This is a genomic window from Dinoroseobacter sp. S375, assembly GCF_049800775.1.
In the GTDB taxonomy this organism is placed as follows: Bacteria; Pseudomonadota; Alphaproteobacteria; order Rhodobacterales; family Rhodobacteraceae; genus Dinoroseobacter.
The window spans coordinates 112,081-127,874 of sequence record NZ_JBNAFR010000006.1 but is presented as its reverse complement, the minus strand read 5'-3'; the positions used below and the strand labels follow the sequence as shown (position 1 = coordinate 127,874).

The window sequence follows — 15,794 nt, the reverse complement described above, 5'->3', positions numbered from 1 at the left end:
GAGAACTTAAGCAAAACAACCTAAGGTTGTCTATACTCTTGTAACTTTGTCGCCTTGAGCCCTTTTAAACCGAAGCTTTCGATTGCAGATATCCAGGATCCGAACTCTTCTTCGGACAACCCGTACAACTTACAGGCTTCTTCCTGCGTGATCAGTCCGGACATCACACCCTTGACCACCGCCGCCTTTCGGCTCGCCACCCAGCGCCGCGTCTCGCGATCGGGCAGATCGGACCGCGTCATGATGCTGCCATCCGGCAGGGTCACGGAGGCGGGCCCCTTGTCTTTTCTCATATACATCGTACCAAAATCCCTCTTGTCCCTCAGACGAGATCAATTTCGGCCAGCAGCGTTAAGCGAGGGTGAAGCGGGCTCTTGAGAGTATTCAGCATTTAACTATATTCCGAGCATTCCTCAGGAGATCCCAAATGACAGCCTCCCCTGTCTCTGCCACGGTCGATACCGCGACCGGCCTCAACTCGCTCGGATTTGCCAAATCCCCCGCCGACACGCGGGTGGTGGTGGCGATGTCGGGCGGCGTCGACAGTTCCGTCGTGGCGGCCGAGCTCGCACGCGAGGGCTATGATGTGGTGGGCGTGACCTTGCAGCTCTATGATCATGGGGCGGCGCTGGCCAAGAAGGGCGCATGCTGCGCCGGGCGTGACATTCATGATGCGCGCCGGGTGGCCGAGGAAATGGGCTTTCCCCATTACGTGCTCGACTACGAGAATACCTTTCGGGAGGCCGTGATCGACGAGTTCGCCGACAGCTACCTCGCCGGGGCGACACCGGTGCCCTGCATTCGCTGTAACGAACGGGTGAAGTTCCGCGATCTGCTGGAGACGGCCAAGGATCTCGATGCCGATTGCATGGCCACCGGGCACTATATTCAACGGAAAATGGGGCCTCGGAAGGCCGAGCTGCACAGCGCGGCGGATTCCAATCGGGACCAGTCCTACTTCCTTTTCTCCACCACGCAGGAGCAGCTTGACTACCTGCGCTTCCCGTTGGGGCATCTGGCCTCCAAGGCGGACACGCGTGCGCTGGCGGCCAAGCACGGGCTGAGCGTGGCGGACAAGCCGGACAGTCAGGACATCTGTTTCGTGCCCAATGGCAACTACGCCGCCGTGATCGAGAAACTGCGTCCGGGCGCGGGTGAGCCCGGCGAGATCGTGGATATGGAGGGCACTGTCCTCGGCCAGCATCGCGGTGTCATTCACTACACGATCGGGCAGCGACGGGGCCTAGGCATCGGCGGGTTGGAGACCCCGCTCTACGTGGTGAAACTCGATCCCGATGCCCGGCGCGTGGTGGTCGGCCCGAAAGAGGCGCTGAGCACGCGGACCGTGCCGCTGCGCGAGATCAACTGGCTGGGCGATGCGCCCCTGACCAGCCGCACGGAATGGCCGCTGGCGGTGAAGGTCCGCTCCACCCGCCCGCCGCGGGAGGCGATCCTTCGTCCGATCTCGGACACCGAAGCGACGGTGGAATTGCTCACGCCCGAGGAAGGCGTGTCGCCCGGGCAGGCCTGCGTGTTCTATGATCCGGACGGAACGCGGGTGCTGGGCGGCGGCTGGATCTGGCGCGGGGCCTGAGGCCTAGCGCCCAACCGCCTGCGACACGGCGCGCGCCGCGCGCAGGCCCGGAGCCTCCCCACCGCGCCCGAGCCGCGTCATCGTCTCGGTCATGGCCGCGATCTGCGCCGCGCGTGCCTCTGTGTCATCGAGCAGCGACGAGAGGGCATTGGCAATCGCCTCGGGCGTGCAGTCCTTGCCAAGGCATTCGGGAATCGTGCGTGTCTCGCTGACCAGATTGACCAGCGTCACCGTATCGATTCGCAGCAGCCGCCCGATCAGAATCCGCGACAGCCAGTTCATGTCATAGGCGATCACCATCGGTGTGCCCGCCGCCGCAAGCTCCAACGAGACGGTGCCGGATGCCGCCAGCGCCAGATCGGCGGCCGCAAAGACGGCGCGCTTCTCGTCAGGATCCGAGCCGCTTGTCAGGATCGGATCCCCCGGCCAGTCGCGCATTGCCTCGGCGACCATGTCGCGCACAGGGGTTGCCGGAACCACAACGACCCGCGCTTTGGGATGCGCCTCCAGCACGGGGCGCAGGGCGGCCCCGAACCGCTCGGCCAGGCGCCCGACCTCGCCCCGGCGCGAGCCCGGCAGAGCCAGGATCAGTGGCGCCTCCGCCGCCAGCCCATGGGCGGCACGAAAGGCGACTGCCGCGTCGGCGCTGGCCTCGGGCTCGGCCACGACCGGGTGGCCCACGAAATGCGCCTGCATGCCCGCGCGGGTCATATAGGGCGGCTCAAAGGGCAGCAGGCAGAGCACCTCATCCACCACCTTGGCCATCTTGTCCGCGCGCCCGGGCCGCCAGGCCCAGACCGAGGGGGCCACGTAATGCACGATTTTCTGCGCCCGCGCGGCCTTGACGATCTTGGCCACGCGCAGACAGAAATCCGGGCTGTCAATGGTGACAAGCACATCCGGCGTCTCGTCCAGAACCGCCTGCGCCGTCTCGGCAATGCGCCGTTTCAGGGCGCGGTATTTCGGCAGAACCTCGGCGATGCCCATGACGCTGAGCTCGTCCATGGGAAAAAGGCTGCTGAGCCCTTCGGCCTGCATGAGCGGCCCGCCGACCCCGGTGAAGCGGATCTCGGGCACAAGGCTCTTGAGCCCGGCCATCAGTGCCGCGCCAAGCTTGTCGCCCGAGGGTTCCCCGGCGATCAGAAACACATGGAAGCTCATGGCTGCGCCCAGATGGCAATCCCGGCCTCTTCGGCCCGGCGTGACAGGGTATCGCGGTCCAGAACCAGCACGGCACCTTCCTGCACCGCGATCCCGCTCAGCCCGGCGCGCGCGGCGGCCGTCACCGTGTCCGGCCCGATGGTCGGCATGTCGATGCGCAGATCCTGCCCGGGTTTGGCGCGCTTGACGAACACGCCCGCTGTCTTGGCCAGGCCTCCCCGTGTTTCGGCCACAAAGCCCAGCATGGCATCGGTGCCCTGCAGGGTCTCCACCCCGAGACAGAGCCCGCCCGCCACCACGCAGCCCTGACCCAGATCCAGAGGGCCGAGCGCCGAAAGGATTTCGGCGCCGCGCGCGGCATCGGTCCGCTCTGCCTCGGTCGGCTGGCGTCCCAAGGCCCCCTTGGCCAGGAGATCGGGAGAGACTTCATGGGCGCCGCGCACCTGCAGGCCCGCCTCTTCGAAGATCGCGATCACCTCGCGCAAGAGCCGGTCATCGCCCTTGCCGATCACCTTCATCAGGCGCGGCACCAGCGACAGGCTGAGAGGATGCAGTTTTGCCATATCCACCGGCGGGCGTTGCATGGCACCGGCAAAGCAGACCTCGGAGATCCCCGCCTTGCGCATGTCGCGCAAAAGACGGCCCAGAGCCTCGACCCTGAACAGCGTGACATCGGGCAGGTCCGGGGCGAAGCCTTCCAAAGCATAGACATGGAACGGGCGCCCTGCCCGCTGCAGCGCCGAGGCCAGCGCCAGCGGCAAGCCCCCGCGTCCGGCCACCAGCGCCAGCATCAGCGCGGCGTCAGGAAGGAGCGGTCGCTATCGGCCAGGATAAAGGCGACGATTTCGCGGACATAGTCGCTCTCGGTTTCATCGCCGAGCCGTGCGGCCCGGTCCATGAAAGCCCCCTCGCCCTGCGCCAGCATCTGGAACGCGGCCCGCAGGGCGGTGATGTCCTTGCGCGCCACACCGCGCCGCTTGAGCCCCACGAGGTTGAGCCCGTCAAGCTCACCGCGCGGGCCCTGCACGAGGCCGTAAGGCATCACGTCATTGGTCACCATCGAGACCGCGCCAATGATCGCGCCGCGCCCGATGCGCACCCATTGGTGGATGCCCGACAGCCCGCCGACAATCACGTCATCGCCAATATCGCAATGACCGGCCACCGCCGAATTGTTCACAAGGATCACCCGGTCGCCTATGATCGCGTCATGGGCCACATGGCAGCCCGCCATGAAGAGCCCGTCATCGCCGATCCGGGTAACGCCACCACCACCCTCGGTGCCGGTATTCATCGTGACATGCTCGCGGATCCGGTTGCGTTTGCCCACCACGAGGCGCGAGCGTTCGCCCGCAAATTTCAGGTCCTGCGGGATCTCGCCAATGGTCGCGAAGGGAAAGATAATCGTCTCGTCGCCAATCTCTGTCCAGCCGGTGAGAACCGCATGGCTCTTGACCTCGACCGCGCGGCCAAGCGTGACCTCGGGGCCAATCACGCAGAGCGGCCCGATCTTGCAGTCAGGCCCGATCGTGGCACCGTCTTCGATCACCGCGCTCGGGTGGACCTGCGCGCTGGGATCAACGCCGCTCATGCGGCATCCTTCGGCAGGTCCATCATCGCCGTGAATTCGGCTTCGGCGGCAAGCTCGCCATCCACGGTGGCCTTGCCGGCAAATTTCCAGACCTTTCCGCCGGGCTTCCCGCGCAGCGCCTCGACCGAGAGCTCGACCACATCGCCGGGGACCACCTTGCGGCGGAACTTGCACTTATCGATCCCCATGAAATAGACCAGCATGTCCTGATCCGCGATATCCATGGAAATCCCGACCAGCAGCGCCGAGGTCTGGGCGAGCGCCTCGATGATCAGCACGCCGGGCATGATCGGCTCGCCCGGGAAATGGCCCTGAAAATGCGGCTCGTTGAAGGTGACATTCTTGATGCCAGTGGCCGATTTGAACGGGTCCATGGCGACGACCTTGTCGACCAGCAGGAAGGGATAGCGATGGGGCAGGATCCGTTGGATCAAGTCGATATCCGCGGTTCGGACGATCTGCGGCTCCGGTGTCGCCGTGTCGGTCATGCCTGCTCTCCTAGCTGTCTTGGGTCGTGTGGTGAGGTCTCGCCTAGCAAGCCCCGCGCCCTGTGACAAGGGAGCGGGCGGACCGGGCTACTCCGCCGCACGGGCGTCTGTTGCGTCGGGCGCGTCGCTTGGCGTTTCGCTGCGTGCGTCCGGCAGCTCGGTTTCGAGCGCTGCGGGCGGCAGGGCCGCGCCCGACTGCGCCTCCATCTCGGCAAGGGCCGCATTGACCCGGGCGATGGCTTCATCGGTGACGTTGATGCGGTCATCGGTCAGAAAGACCTGCCGCTGATCGAGAAAGACATAGGCCCCGTATTCCGAGAGGAGCCCCCCCAGCACCGGCAGCACGAGCTCGAGAAAGCGCTGGCGTTCCAGATCGCTCTGTCTGGCGAGTTGCTCGGATTTGGCGTCCTGCTCTTCGCGAAACCGCGACACCTGCGCGTCGAAGGCATCGGCTGCCTCCCGGAAGGTTTCCGGGGTCATGGTGGACCGCGCCTCTGTCAGGGCGCGCTCCTGCTCGATCAGGTCTGCCTCGATCTGGCGGTTTTCCTGAGCAAGCCGGCGCGAGGCCTCTTCGAGCGCGCGATTGAGCTGAATGCCGAAGGTGCTCTCGGCGAAGAGGCGTTCCTGATCCAGAACCAAGACGCTGCTGCGGATCTGCTGCTGCGCCTCTGCGGGTCCCTGTGTCAGCGCCATGCCGAGGGCCGTGCAAATCGCAAGACCGCGCAGCCACCCCCGCCCGAATGCCATGTCAGAACCGGGTAGAGATCGTGAAGTCGAAGTTATTCACTTCGTCATAGTCCTCTTTCTGCAGCGCGCGCGAGAAGTTGAAGCGTAGCGGACCAATCGCCGTGTCCCAGAATACAGAGACACCAATCGAAGAGCGGAGGTTCAGGCTGTCATCGACCTCGACACCGTCGAACCCGTCCGTGTCATCCAGATCCCAGACCGTGCCCACATCGAAGAACGCACCGAACTCGATCCCGTATTCCTCGGGCAGGCCAAGCGGGAATTCGGCCTCGAACCGGGCGACCGCATAGTGATTGCCGCCGAGCGCATCTTCGTTCGGCGATTCCCGATCCCGCGGGCCGATGCCGTTCGATGCAAACCCGCGCATCTGCGCACGGGACAGGAAGAAGCGGTCCGTGACCCGGGTCTGGCCATCGCCGATCGAGGAGATTGTTCCGCCTTCGAGCGCAACCCGCAGCAGCAGATCCTCGTTCAGGAAGCGCCGTTCCCCGATGGCGCGGGCTTCGGTGATCAGGAAGCTGTCATCCCCGCCCAGACCTTCGACGGTCTGCCCGAAGCTCAACAGAACCCCGGCGGTCGGGTTCAGGCCCGTGCGCCGTGTGTCATAGCTGTAGGTATAGCCGATGCGTGCGCCCGATGCCTTGCCGGTCTCTCTGAGCAGGATCGGCGAGGACAGATCCGGGTCGAGATCCGAAAGCTCCGTCTCGAAATACCCGACATTCAAGCCCAGACGCCCGTTCTCGCTGACCGGGAAGGACAGGCCGAAATCGATCCCCAGCCGGTCGATATCAAATTCCCGGTTCGAGTTGTCCGAGCTTGTCACGCCCGCGGTGAACGAAAAGGCCAGATCCCGCGACAGGAAGGAAGGCTCGACAAAGCGGAAGCTGACATTCTGATCCCCGGAGGTGCCATCGAAACTCAGGGACACGGATTGACCGCGCCCGAGGAAGTTCCGCTCGGTCAGTGCCACGACGAGGCCGAAGCCGTCTTCGACCGAGTAGGAGCCACCAAAGGACAAGGAGCCCGTCGGGGCTTCCTCGACATTCACATCCACGATGACGCTGTCATCCGCCGAGCCCGGCCGTGTGTCCACATCGGCATTCGAGAAAAACCCAAGCGCGCGGATGCGGTCGGCGGCCTCACGGATCTCGCGGGGATTGAACGGATCGCCCTCGACCGTGTCGAACTGGCGCCGGATCACGCGATCCAGCGTGGTGGCATTGCCCTCGATATCGATCCGCTCCACGAAGACACGGGGGCCTCGCTCGACCACGAAATCCACATCCAGCGTGCCAGCGGCGTCATTCCGGCTCACCCGGGGAGAGACGCGCACGAAATTCAGGCCCTGCTGAAGCGCGAGCCGCTCCATCCGGGTTGTGGTCCGGTCGATCTTGGCGGGCGAGTAGATCTCGCCCGGATCCAGGTCGATGGCGGCCACGAAACTCTCGATATCCACCTCGCGCAGGTCGCTGCTCGCGGTGATCTCGCCCATGCGGAACTGCTGCCCCTCGCGGATGGTGAAGGTCAGCAGAACCGCATCCCGCTCCCGCGAAAGTTCGGGCGTGATCGACAGGACCTGAAAATCCACATAGCCGCGCGAGGTGTAGAAATCGGTCAGCAACTGGCGGTCAAACTCGATCCGGTCTTCGATGAAGCTGTCGGCGCGGATCACCTGACGCAGCAGCCCGGCCTCCTTGGTGGCCAGAACCCGGCGCAGGCGGCGGTCGGAATAGACCCGGTTGCCGACAAAGCTGATCCGCTCATTCTCGACCACGGCGCCCTCGGTCACTTCGAACACCAGATCCACCCGGTTCTCGCTGCGGCGAATGATGCGCGGCTCCACCGTGGCGGCGAGGCGACCGCTGACGCGGTAGGCTTCGACGATTGCGGCGGCCCCGGCCTCGGCGAGGGCTGGGTTGTAGACCTGACGTGGGCTCGCTTCGATCAACGGCAGCAACACGTCGTCATCCAGACGGCGATTGCCCTCGACATTGATGCGGTTGATCGTCGGGTATTCCACGACATCGATCACCAGCGTGCCGCCCCGGGGGGTGATCTCGACAGATTCGAACAGGCCCGAAGCCTGGATCCGGTTGAAGGCGTCGTTGAGCTCGCCCGCAGTGACCGTTTGCCCCCGATCGATCTGCGCAAAGCTGAGGATCGTGGCACCCTCGATCCGCTGGTTGCCGTTTATCTCTACACGATCAAAGCGGAAATCCTGGGCTACACCCATATTTGGGGCGCTGAGACTGAGCATCATACCAAGGAATGTAGCCATCAGGACGCGCATCGCCGACGCGCCCAACCTTGGAATCCAGGTAATCATAGAATCTGCCCCGCACCTTGCCTGTCCTTGTCCCGTAGCCGGAACGGCGAGGATTGTCAAAAAAACGGGCGCATGTCGTGCCACTTTTCGCCGCCTCCGCGGGCGGCGTGGCGCGGTCCCTGTCAGGACCGCGGATGACCCGCCCGGCGGCTGGCTCAGGGGCAGAAGAGATCGTTGCTCAGAGCGAAGACCATCAGGGTCAGCAGCATCGCAAGACCGGCGGTCATCATGACCCGCAGCGCCTTGTCGCTGGGCGGGCGACCGGTCACCGCCTCATAGGCGTGAAAGACCAGATGTCCGCCATCCAGCACCGGCACGGGAAACAGGTTCAGCATCCCCACCGCCGTGGACAGCACCGCGATGAACCATATGAACTGATCGAGCCCCTGGGAGGCCACGGCCCCCGAGGTCTCGGCAATTCCGATCGGGCCGGAGATGTTGCAGGTGCTGATCGCGCCGGTGATCATGTGCCACAGCCCCGACAGCGACGAGCGGATGATGAAGATCATTTGCTCCACCCCTTGCCATAGGGCGGCGAAGGGCCCCGGGGTCACGGTCTCGGGTTCGAAGAACATCCCCCCGGTGATCCCGATCAGCCAGCGGGTCTCGAACCCGCCTTCTGGCAGGGGCAGATCCATGCGCCGGGGCGCCACCGAGATGGTCAGCTCCTCGCCGCCGCGCCAGACCTGCATGGCCAGCTCGGCCCCGGCGGAGGCTTCGACCGCCTCGCGCAGATCCTCGAACGCGTAAACCGGTGTGCCATCGATCGCCGTGATCACATCACCCACCTCGAACCCTTCGTCCATGGCGGCACTGCGAGGCTGCAGCCCCGAGACCAGCGGCGGCATCAGATAGGGCCCGGTCACATCGCGCGAGGCCCCGTCGCGATCCACCGTGTAGGTCAGCTCAGGCTGGCGGGGCAGCGTCTCGCGCAGGGCGTTCAACGCCACGTAATCCGGCGTGTCCTGCCCTTCGATCGCGGTGATCACATCGCCGCTGCGCAACTCGGAATTGGCCACGGGCACATCGACCAGTGTGCCGATTGTCGGCCGCTCGGTCGCGGTCCCCTGCCAAAAGATCATGGAGCCGAAGACCACGATCGACAGAATAAAGTTGAAGACCGGCCCTGCCGCCACGGTCGCCGCGCGCTTCCACAGCTTGGCGCCATGCATGGTGCGGGACAGCTCCTCCTCGGACAGCGTGCCCATGGCCGCGCCATCCTTGCCGCTGGCCGCATCGCTGTCGCCGAGGAATTTCACGTAACCGCCAAAGGGCAAGGCCGCGACCTGCCACTGGGTGCCGCGCTTGTCGACACGGCTGTAGAGCACGGGCCCGAAGCCCAGCGAGAAGACCTCCGCATGGATCCCGCACCAACGCCCGACGATGTAATGACCGTATTCGTGGATCGCCACGATGATGCTGAGTGCCACCACGAAGGCGATCACGGTGAATGCGAGCCCGCCAAAAGAGGGGATCAGTCCGACAAGGTCCAAGAGATGTCCTTCGCTTGATGCTGTCTTCAGCGTTGTGCCGCGCGGGTTTTCGCCGCGCGCGCGGCCATATTCCTTGCGAGATGGTCCACTTCCGCGACGCAATCAAGGCTTTGTGGTGGAATCGACAGACTTGTGTCCCGGTCCATGCCCTCCAGCGTGGCCTCGACCACGGCCGCCATGTCGAGAAATCCGATCTGGCCAGCGATGAAGGCATCAAGCGCGGCCTCCTTGGCGGCGTTGAACACCGCGCCGGCGCGCCCGCCCGTGGCCATGACCTCCCGGGCCAGCCGCAAGGCGGGGAAGCGGACCTCATCCGGACGCTCGAAGCTGAGCGACCCGATGGCCGCAAGGTCGAGCCGGGCCACCGGCAGATCGCGCCGCTCGGGCCAATGGAGCGCATAGCCGATCGCGTGGCGCATATCCGGCGCGCCGAGATGCGCCATCAGCGCCCCATCCTTGAACCCGACTAGCGCATGAACGATGGATCCGGGATGCACTACGGCCTCGATCCGCTCTGGTGCAATGCCGAAAAACTCCCGCGTTTCAATGAGCTCAAGCGCCTTGTTGAACATCGAGGCGCTGTCGATGCTGATCCGCTGGCCCATGTCCCAGTTCGGATGGGCCACAGCTTCGGCCAGGGTGGCCTTGGCAATCGCATCGAGCGGCCAGTCGCGGAACGGCCCGCCGCTGGCGGTGATCACGATCCGCTCCACCGCGTCCATATCCTCGCCGACCAGCGCCTGGAACACGGCGGAATGCTCGCTATCCACCGGCAGGATCCGGGCCTGATGCGCCCGCGCCTCGGCCAGAAGGAGCGGCCCGGCAGTCACGAGGCTTTCCTTGTTCGCAAGCGCCAGCGACCCGCCATGGCGCAGGGCGGCAAAGCCCGGATAAAGCCCGGCCGCGCCGACAATCGCGCTCATCACCCAATCGGCGGGCCGGTCGGCGGCATCGCAGAGCGCCTGCGCCCCGGCAGCAACCTCGACCCCGCTGCCGGCAAGGGCCGCGCGCAGATCCTCCAGCCGATCCTCATAGGCCGTGATCGCGATGTCGGCTTTAAGCTTGCGCGCCTGCTCGGCCAGCAATGGGATATTGCCGCCGCCGCTGAGGGCCACGACATCATAGGCGTCGGGATCGCGCTCGATCAGGTCGACCGTGTTCTGACCGATCGAGCCGGTGGACCCGAAAATGGAGATACGTCGTGCCATGCCGTCAGCCCCCCACGTTTCGTTACAAGGGGAGCGGCGGGAAATCGATGATCTGCTCCACCAGCAGCAAGAGAACCGACGCGCCGAGCATGCCGTCGAACCGATCCAGCAGACCGCCATGGCCCGGGATGAGGGTTGAGCTGTCCTTAACCCCTGCCCGGCGCTTGAGCGCGCTCTCGGTGACGTCGCCCATCTGGCTGGCCATGGCGAGCGCGATGGAAATCCCGATCAGCTCTGATCCCGCGATGGTCTGGGTCATGAAGATCCAGCCGACGATCCCGGCGCCGATCCAGCCCGCGACCGTGCCCGACCAGGTTTTCTTGGGGCTGACCTTGGGCCAGAATTTCGGCCCGCCGATGATCCGCCCGGCGAAATAGCCCGCCACATCCGTGACCACGACCAGCAGAACGAGCCAGAGCATCCAGATCATCCCGAAATCCTGCCGCAGCACCCACAGGCCGAGACCGGCAACGCCGATAAACGCCGTATAGAGGGCAAAGACCCGACGCGAGGTTTCGAACCGCCCCACCCCGATCATGGCCGGCAACAGCAAGAGCGGCAGGGCAAAGCCCAGAGGCAGCACCGCGCAGGACGCGAGCGCAGCACCCGCAGCCCCCGCCACCACCATGGCGCCACGGCGGTCTTCGGGGGCGATCATGCGGGCCAGTTCCCACACCATCGCGCCCACCACCAGCGCCAGAAGAAGAAGAAAGACCGTGCCGCCGACCCAGATCGCCGTCACGCCCACCACGACCATGACCACCGCAGACCCCAGGCGGGGCAAGAGGTCGTCGAAGCTGGCCTTGGCTGGCATTGGGGCGGGGTCCGCAGGCTCAGGCGATCGCGCCGAAGCGACGCGAGCGACCCCCGAAGCGGTCCACCACCTCGGCAAAGATCTCGGGTGTGAAGTCGGGCCAGAGCGTGTCGATGAACTCGTATTCCGCATAGGCCGACTGCCAGAGCAGGAAATTCGAAATACGGGCCTCACCAGAGGTGCGGATCACGAGATCCGGGTCCGGCAGCACGCAGGTGTCGAGGAAATGGGTCAGCGTGTTCTCATCAACCGTCTCGGCGTCCAGACGGCCCGCGGACACTTCCTGGGCAAGGCGCTTGGTGGCGCGGGCCACCTCGTCGCGTCCGCCGTAATTCAGGGCAATGGTCAGGTTGACCCGGGTGTTGTGGGCGGTCAGCATCTCGACCTCGTCCATCAGGTCGCGCAGCTTTTCGTCCAGCCGCACCCGGTCCCCGATGAAGCGCACCCGCACGCCCTCGCGCAGGAAACCCTGCATTTCCTTGCTGATATAGCGACGGAAGAGGCTCATGAGGCCCGAGACTTCGCTCTGCGTCCGTTTCCAGTTCTCGGTGGAGAAGGCGAAGATCGTCAGATACTCGATGCCGAGATCCGGGCAGGCCTCGACCACCGCGCGCACCCGGCGCGCGCCCGCCTGATGCCCAAAGAGCCGCGGACGCCCGCGTTCCTGTGCCCAGCGGCCATTGCCATCCATGATGATCGCCACATGCCGTGGGCCGTCCCCGCCACCGGAGGATTTGAGCTGTGTCTGTGCTGCCTTTTGCATCTTCGTCTCGCTTTCGCTGCCCCCCGGATTGATCCAGAGTCCGCCCCAAGGCGAACCGTCCCCCTGCTCAGACCTGCATGATCTCCGCTTGCTTGGTCTCCAGGGCGTCATCGACTTTCTTGATCTCGGTATCGGTCAGGGATTGCACCTCGTCGGACCAGATCTTGTGATCGTCCTCGCTCATCCCGTCGGCTTTGAATTTCTTGAGCTGATCCATCCCGTCGCGCCGGACATTGCGGATCGAGACCCGGGCATTCTCGGCGTATTGCGCAGCGACCTTGGTCAGCTCGCGGCGGCGCTCTTCGTTGAGCTCGGGAATCGGCAGCATGATGATCGTGCCGTTGAGCTGGGGGTTGATCCCCAACCCGCTCTCGCGGATGGCCTTCTCGACCTTGCCCACAAGTCCCTTATCCCAGACATTCACCGTCACCATGCGCGGCTCGGGCACGTTCACGGTGCCCACCTGGTTGATCGGGGTCTTCTGACCATAGGCATCTACCATCACCGGCTCCAGCATGGCGGCCGAGGCGCGCCCGGTCCGCAACGAAGCGAATTCCGTGCGCAAACTGGCGATGGCGCCATCCATCCGGCGGGCCAGATCATCAATATCGAGGTCAAAGTCGTCTTCGGACATGTAAGTCTCTTGGTTCGTGTCGCTGTCATCTGCCAAGGGCTTTGTATACCCGGCGACCTGCAGATGTATAGCAACCAATCATGACAAGTGTTGCAGTGAGGTTTTGGGACAGGCCGAAATCAGCCGGAATTGACCACCGTATAGGTGCCCTCGCCCGCGAGAATGCCCCGGAACCCGCCGGGTTCGTCCAGCGAGAACACGATGATCGGCAGCTTGTTGTCCCGCGCCAGGGCAATGGCCGATGCGTCCATCACGCCCAGATGCTGGGCGAGGCAGTCATCATAGCTGATCTGGTCGAACCGCACCGCGTCGTCATGCTTGACCGGGTCCTTGTCATAGACGCCATCCACCTTGGTGCCCTTGAAAATGGCCTCGCAGGACATCTCGTTGGCGCGCAGGGTCGCGGCCGTATCGGTGGTGAAATAGGGGTTCCCGGTCCCGGCGGCAAAGATGCAGACCCGCGCTTTTTCCAAATGGCGCACCGCGCGGCGGCGAATATAGGGTTCACAGACCTGATCCATCGGGATCGCGCTGATCACCCGTGTGTGGATGCCCAGCCCCTCGAGCGCGGCCTGCATGCCGAGCGCGTTCATCACCGTGGCGAGCATCCCCATATAGTCGGCGGTTGTCCGCTCCATCCCCTGGGCGCTGCCCTGAAGTCCTCGAAAGATGTTGCCGCCCCCGATCACCATGCAGATCTCGACGCCGAGATCATGGACCGACTTCACCTCTTGGGCGATGCGTTCCACCGTTGGAGGATGCAGCCCGAACCCCTGAGGGCCCATCAGCGCCTCCCCCGAGATCTTGAGCATAACGCGCTTGTATTTGGTCGCGTTTGGGGCAGCATCGTCCATGGGGTGACCTCTGTCTTGTCTCCGGAGCGGAATTGCGCGCAAAATGGTCTTTATCCGCGCCGGGATCAACGGCGAAACCGCCGCGCCCTGCGCGATTGCTCCAACCCGGTTCCCAGATGCCTCATTTTGACCTGTCGCAGATCTCTGCCGAGCAGCCTGTGCTCATCGCCGGGCCGACCGCCTCAGGGAAATCCGCCCTGGCGCTGGAGATCGCCGCGCGGCAAGGCGGCGTGATCGTCAATGCCGATGCCCTGCAGGTCCATGACAGCTGGCAGGTGCTGAGCGCGCGGCCCGGCCCGGCGGATCTGGCACAGGCCGATCACCGGCTCTATGGCCATGTGGCGCGCGGGGCCGAATATTCCGTGGGACACTGGCTGCGTGAGCTCGCAGCACTACGCGCCGAGCAGGGTATACGCCCGATTATAGTTGGCGGCACGGGGCTTTACCTGACGGCGCTCACCCAGGGCCTGAGCCCGATCCCCGAGATACCGGCCGAGATCCGGACCCGCGCCGATGCCCTGCGACTGGCCGATCCGGCCCAGATGGCCGCCGCGCTGGCGCAGCGCGATCCGGTCACCAGCGCCCGGATCGACATGGCCAACCCCATGCGCGTGCAGCGCGCCTGGGAGGTTCTGGAGGCAACCGGACGCCCCCTCGCCACCTGGCAGGACGAGACCCCGGCCCCCGATCTGCCACGGCATCAGGCCGCCGCTTTCGTGATCGACGCGCCCAAGGACTGGCTCACCCCGCGCATCGCACGCCGCTTTGAGCAGATGCTCGCCGAGGGCGCGCTCGACGAGGCCCGCGACGCCCTGCCTCACTGGGATCCCGCCGCGCCCTGGGCCCGGGCCATCGGCGCCCCGGAACTGATCGCCCATCTGCGCGGCGAGATGACCCTCGCCGAGGCGCGCGAGAAGGCCATCATCGCCACACGGCAATACGCCAAGCGGCAACGCACCTGGTTTCGCGCGCGGATGAAGGACTGGACCGCCCTGCCCGCGTAATCTTGCTCACCGCGCAGAGCGGTCTGGCCCAAACCCCGCGTCGTGGTTAACATTTTGGCATGACTGCGCCCGACCTTCCCGTTTCCGTCACGCCTCTGGCCGCGATCCTGCAACGCGGACGCTGGCGGCTGACGGATCTCCATGCGGATCCGAACCCGGCGCTCTATGTTTTCACGCGCGGTCAGGGGCGCGTGTTTGTCGATGGCAAGACGCGGGGGCTGACCGGGCCCTGCTATCTCTATATTCCCGCGCGCGCCACGACGCGCTTTGCCTTTCCGGTGCAGGTGTTCGGCACCAAACTGAGCCTGGCCCCCGAGATCGCTGCGGCTTTGCCACAGACCGCGTTTCTGTTGCGCAACTCCACCGGCGCGGTGCAGGCCGATCTGGCCTGGATGCTGGCGCGGATCGAGACGGAGGGACGCGCGGGAACCGAAGACGCCCCCGCCGCCCTGACCGCCTGCGGAACCCTCCTCGCGCTCGAGATCGCGCGGCTGCACCGGCAGGATGGCGCGCCGCTCTGGGCGAGCAGCAAATCCGAGCGGCTCGTGGCCGAGTTCATGGGGCTGATCGAGGCGGATCTGTCCGATCGCCCGGCGGCCCAGCCTTCGGTCGCAGGTTATGCGGACCGGCTGGGGATCACCCCCACCCATCTCACCCGGGTGTGCCAGTCGGTGGCCGGTACCGGGGCCTCGGCCCTGTTGCAGGACAGGCTCCTGTCCGAGGCGCGCTGGCGGCTCGCCGACACGCCGAGCCCGGTCCACCAGATCGCCGATGCCCTGGGCTACGGTTCGGCGGCGTATTTCGCGCGCAGCTATGGTGCGAAGATGGGCCAGCCCCCCAGCGCCGACCGCCTCGCCCTGCGTCGCGGGTGATCCCGGATCTCACGCGGTCCGGCACTTGACCCAACGTCAAAGCGCTTCGGATTCGCCCGCGCACGGCGCACATGTCGTTTTTGTGCGAAGTCAATGTCGTTTTTTTGCACTTTATTACCGGTTCTAGGTGTTGACCGGCCCCGGAGAATGGGGCGTCATGGGTCCAAAGAACCAGATCGCATTGGGTTTCCTGCTGTCCAAAGCGCTCCGTCACGGGGGGCTGCGGCGGGTCTCCGCGTGGCGAT

The 15,794-nt window shown here is 65.2% G+C and carries 16 protein-coding genes; 3 read left to right on the top strand and 13 right to left on the bottom strand.

Translation table 11 applies throughout. The annotated features are described in order from the left end of the window. Positions 1–20: 20 nt before the first annotated feature. The gene (locus ACP150_RS14495) at positions 21–299 is read right to left on the bottom strand and encodes a DUF1153 domain-containing protein (protein WP_424967377.1); all 279 of its coding nucleotides are present in this window, start codon (positions 297–299) and stop codon (positions 21–23) included. A 128-nt stretch (positions 300–427) separates the two neighbouring features. Between ACP150_RS14495 and mnmA the strand changes: the two genes are divergently transcribed. After that, on the top strand, positions 428–1,594 hold the full coding sequence (gene mnmA / locus ACP150_RS14490) for a tRNA 2-thiouridine(34) synthase MnmA (protein ID WP_424967376.1): 1,167 nt from the start codon (positions 428–430) through the stop codon (positions 1,592–1,594). Between the two features lie 3 nt (positions 1,595–1,597). On the opposite strand, the gene lpxB is transcribed toward mnmA, so the two are convergent. The 12 genes from lpxB to pyrH form a co-directional block, all read right to left on the bottom strand. Next, positions 1,598–2,755 (bottom strand): lipid-A-disaccharide synthase, encoded by a 1,158-nt coding sequence (gene lpxB, locus ACP150_RS14485; protein WP_424967375.1) that lies wholly within the window; start codon positions 2,753–2,755, stop codon positions 1,598–1,600. Then, entirely contained in the window at positions 2,752–3,546 is a 795-nt protein-coding gene (locus tag ACP150_RS14480) for an LpxI family protein (protein ID WP_424967374.1), read from the bottom strand. Before ACP150_RS14480 ends, lpxB begins: the two co-directional genes overlap by 4 nt. Further along, on the bottom strand, positions 3,546–4,346 hold the full coding sequence (gene lpxA, locus ACP150_RS14475) for an acyl-ACP--UDP-N-acetylglucosamine O-acyltransferase (protein WP_424967373.1): 801 nt from the start codon (positions 4,344–4,346) through the stop codon (positions 3,546–3,548). Before lpxA ends, ACP150_RS14480 begins: the two co-directional genes overlap by 1 nt. Then, positions 4,343–4,834, bottom strand: a complete 492-nt coding sequence (fabZ, locus tag ACP150_RS14470) for a 3-hydroxyacyl-ACP dehydratase FabZ (RefSeq protein WP_424967372.1) — start codon at positions 4,832–4,834, stop codon at positions 4,343–4,345. Before fabZ ends, lpxA begins: the two co-directional genes overlap by 4 nt. Before the next feature lie 87 nt (positions 4,835–4,921). Beyond that, positions 4,922–5,527, bottom strand: a complete 606-nt coding sequence (locus ACP150_RS14465) for an OmpH family outer membrane protein (protein ID WP_424967371.1) — start codon at positions 5,525–5,527, stop codon at positions 4,922–4,924. Positions 5,528–5,582: 55 nt separating this feature from the next. After that, positions 5,583–7,859 (bottom strand): outer membrane protein assembly factor BamA, encoded by a 2,277-nt coding sequence (bamA, locus tag ACP150_RS14460; protein ID WP_424967370.1) that lies wholly within the window; start codon positions 7,857–7,859, stop codon positions 5,583–5,585. Positions 7,860–8,062: 203 nt separating this feature from the next. Next, on the bottom strand, positions 8,063–9,400 hold the full coding sequence (gene rseP, locus ACP150_RS14455) for an RIP metalloprotease RseP (protein WP_424967369.1): 1,338 nt from the start codon (positions 9,398–9,400) through the stop codon (positions 8,063–8,065). A gap of 26 nt (positions 9,401–9,426) precedes the next feature. Then, complete coding sequence (gene dxr, locus ACP150_RS14450) at positions 9,427–10,608, bottom strand: 1-deoxy-D-xylulose-5-phosphate reductoisomerase (protein WP_424967368.1); 1,182 nt, start codon at positions 10,606–10,608, stop codon at positions 9,427–9,429. Positions 10,609–10,630: 22 nt separating this feature from the next. Beyond that, positions 10,631–11,422: a phosphatidate cytidylyltransferase gene (locus ACP150_RS14445; protein WP_424967367.1), complete on the bottom strand. Its 792-nt coding sequence runs from the start codon at positions 11,420–11,422 to the stop codon at positions 10,631–10,633. A 19-nt stretch (positions 11,423–11,441) separates the two neighbouring features. Then, positions 11,442–12,185: a polyprenyl diphosphate synthase gene (gene uppS / locus ACP150_RS14440; RefSeq protein ID WP_424967366.1), complete on the bottom strand. Its 744-nt coding sequence runs from the start codon at positions 12,183–12,185 to the stop codon at positions 11,442–11,444. 67 nt (positions 12,186–12,252) lie between these two features. Then, positions 12,253–12,819 carry a ribosome recycling factor gene (gene frr, locus ACP150_RS14435; RefSeq protein ID WP_424967365.1) on the bottom strand — a complete coding sequence of 189 codons (567 nt, stop codon included), beginning with the start codon at positions 12,817–12,819 and terminating at the stop codon, positions 12,253–12,255. A gap of 119 nt (positions 12,820–12,938) precedes the next feature. Then, complete coding sequence (gene pyrH / locus ACP150_RS14430) at positions 12,939–13,673, bottom strand: UMP kinase (protein ID WP_424967364.1); 735 nt, start codon at positions 13,671–13,673, stop codon at positions 12,939–12,941. 116 nt (positions 13,674–13,789) lie between these two features. Here pyrH and miaA point away from each other — a divergent pair, with 116 nt between their 5' ends. Further along, positions 13,790–14,677, top strand: a complete 888-nt coding sequence (gene miaA / locus ACP150_RS14425; protein WP_424967363.1) for a tRNA (adenosine(37)-N6)-dimethylallyltransferase MiaA — start codon at positions 13,790–13,792, stop codon at positions 14,675–14,677. Between the two features lie 59 nt (positions 14,678–14,736). Next, complete coding sequence (locus ACP150_RS14420; protein WP_424967362.1) at positions 14,737–15,549, top strand: AraC family transcriptional regulator; 813 nt, start codon at positions 14,737–14,739, stop codon at positions 15,547–15,549. Positions 15,550–15,794 lie beyond the last annotated feature (245 nt).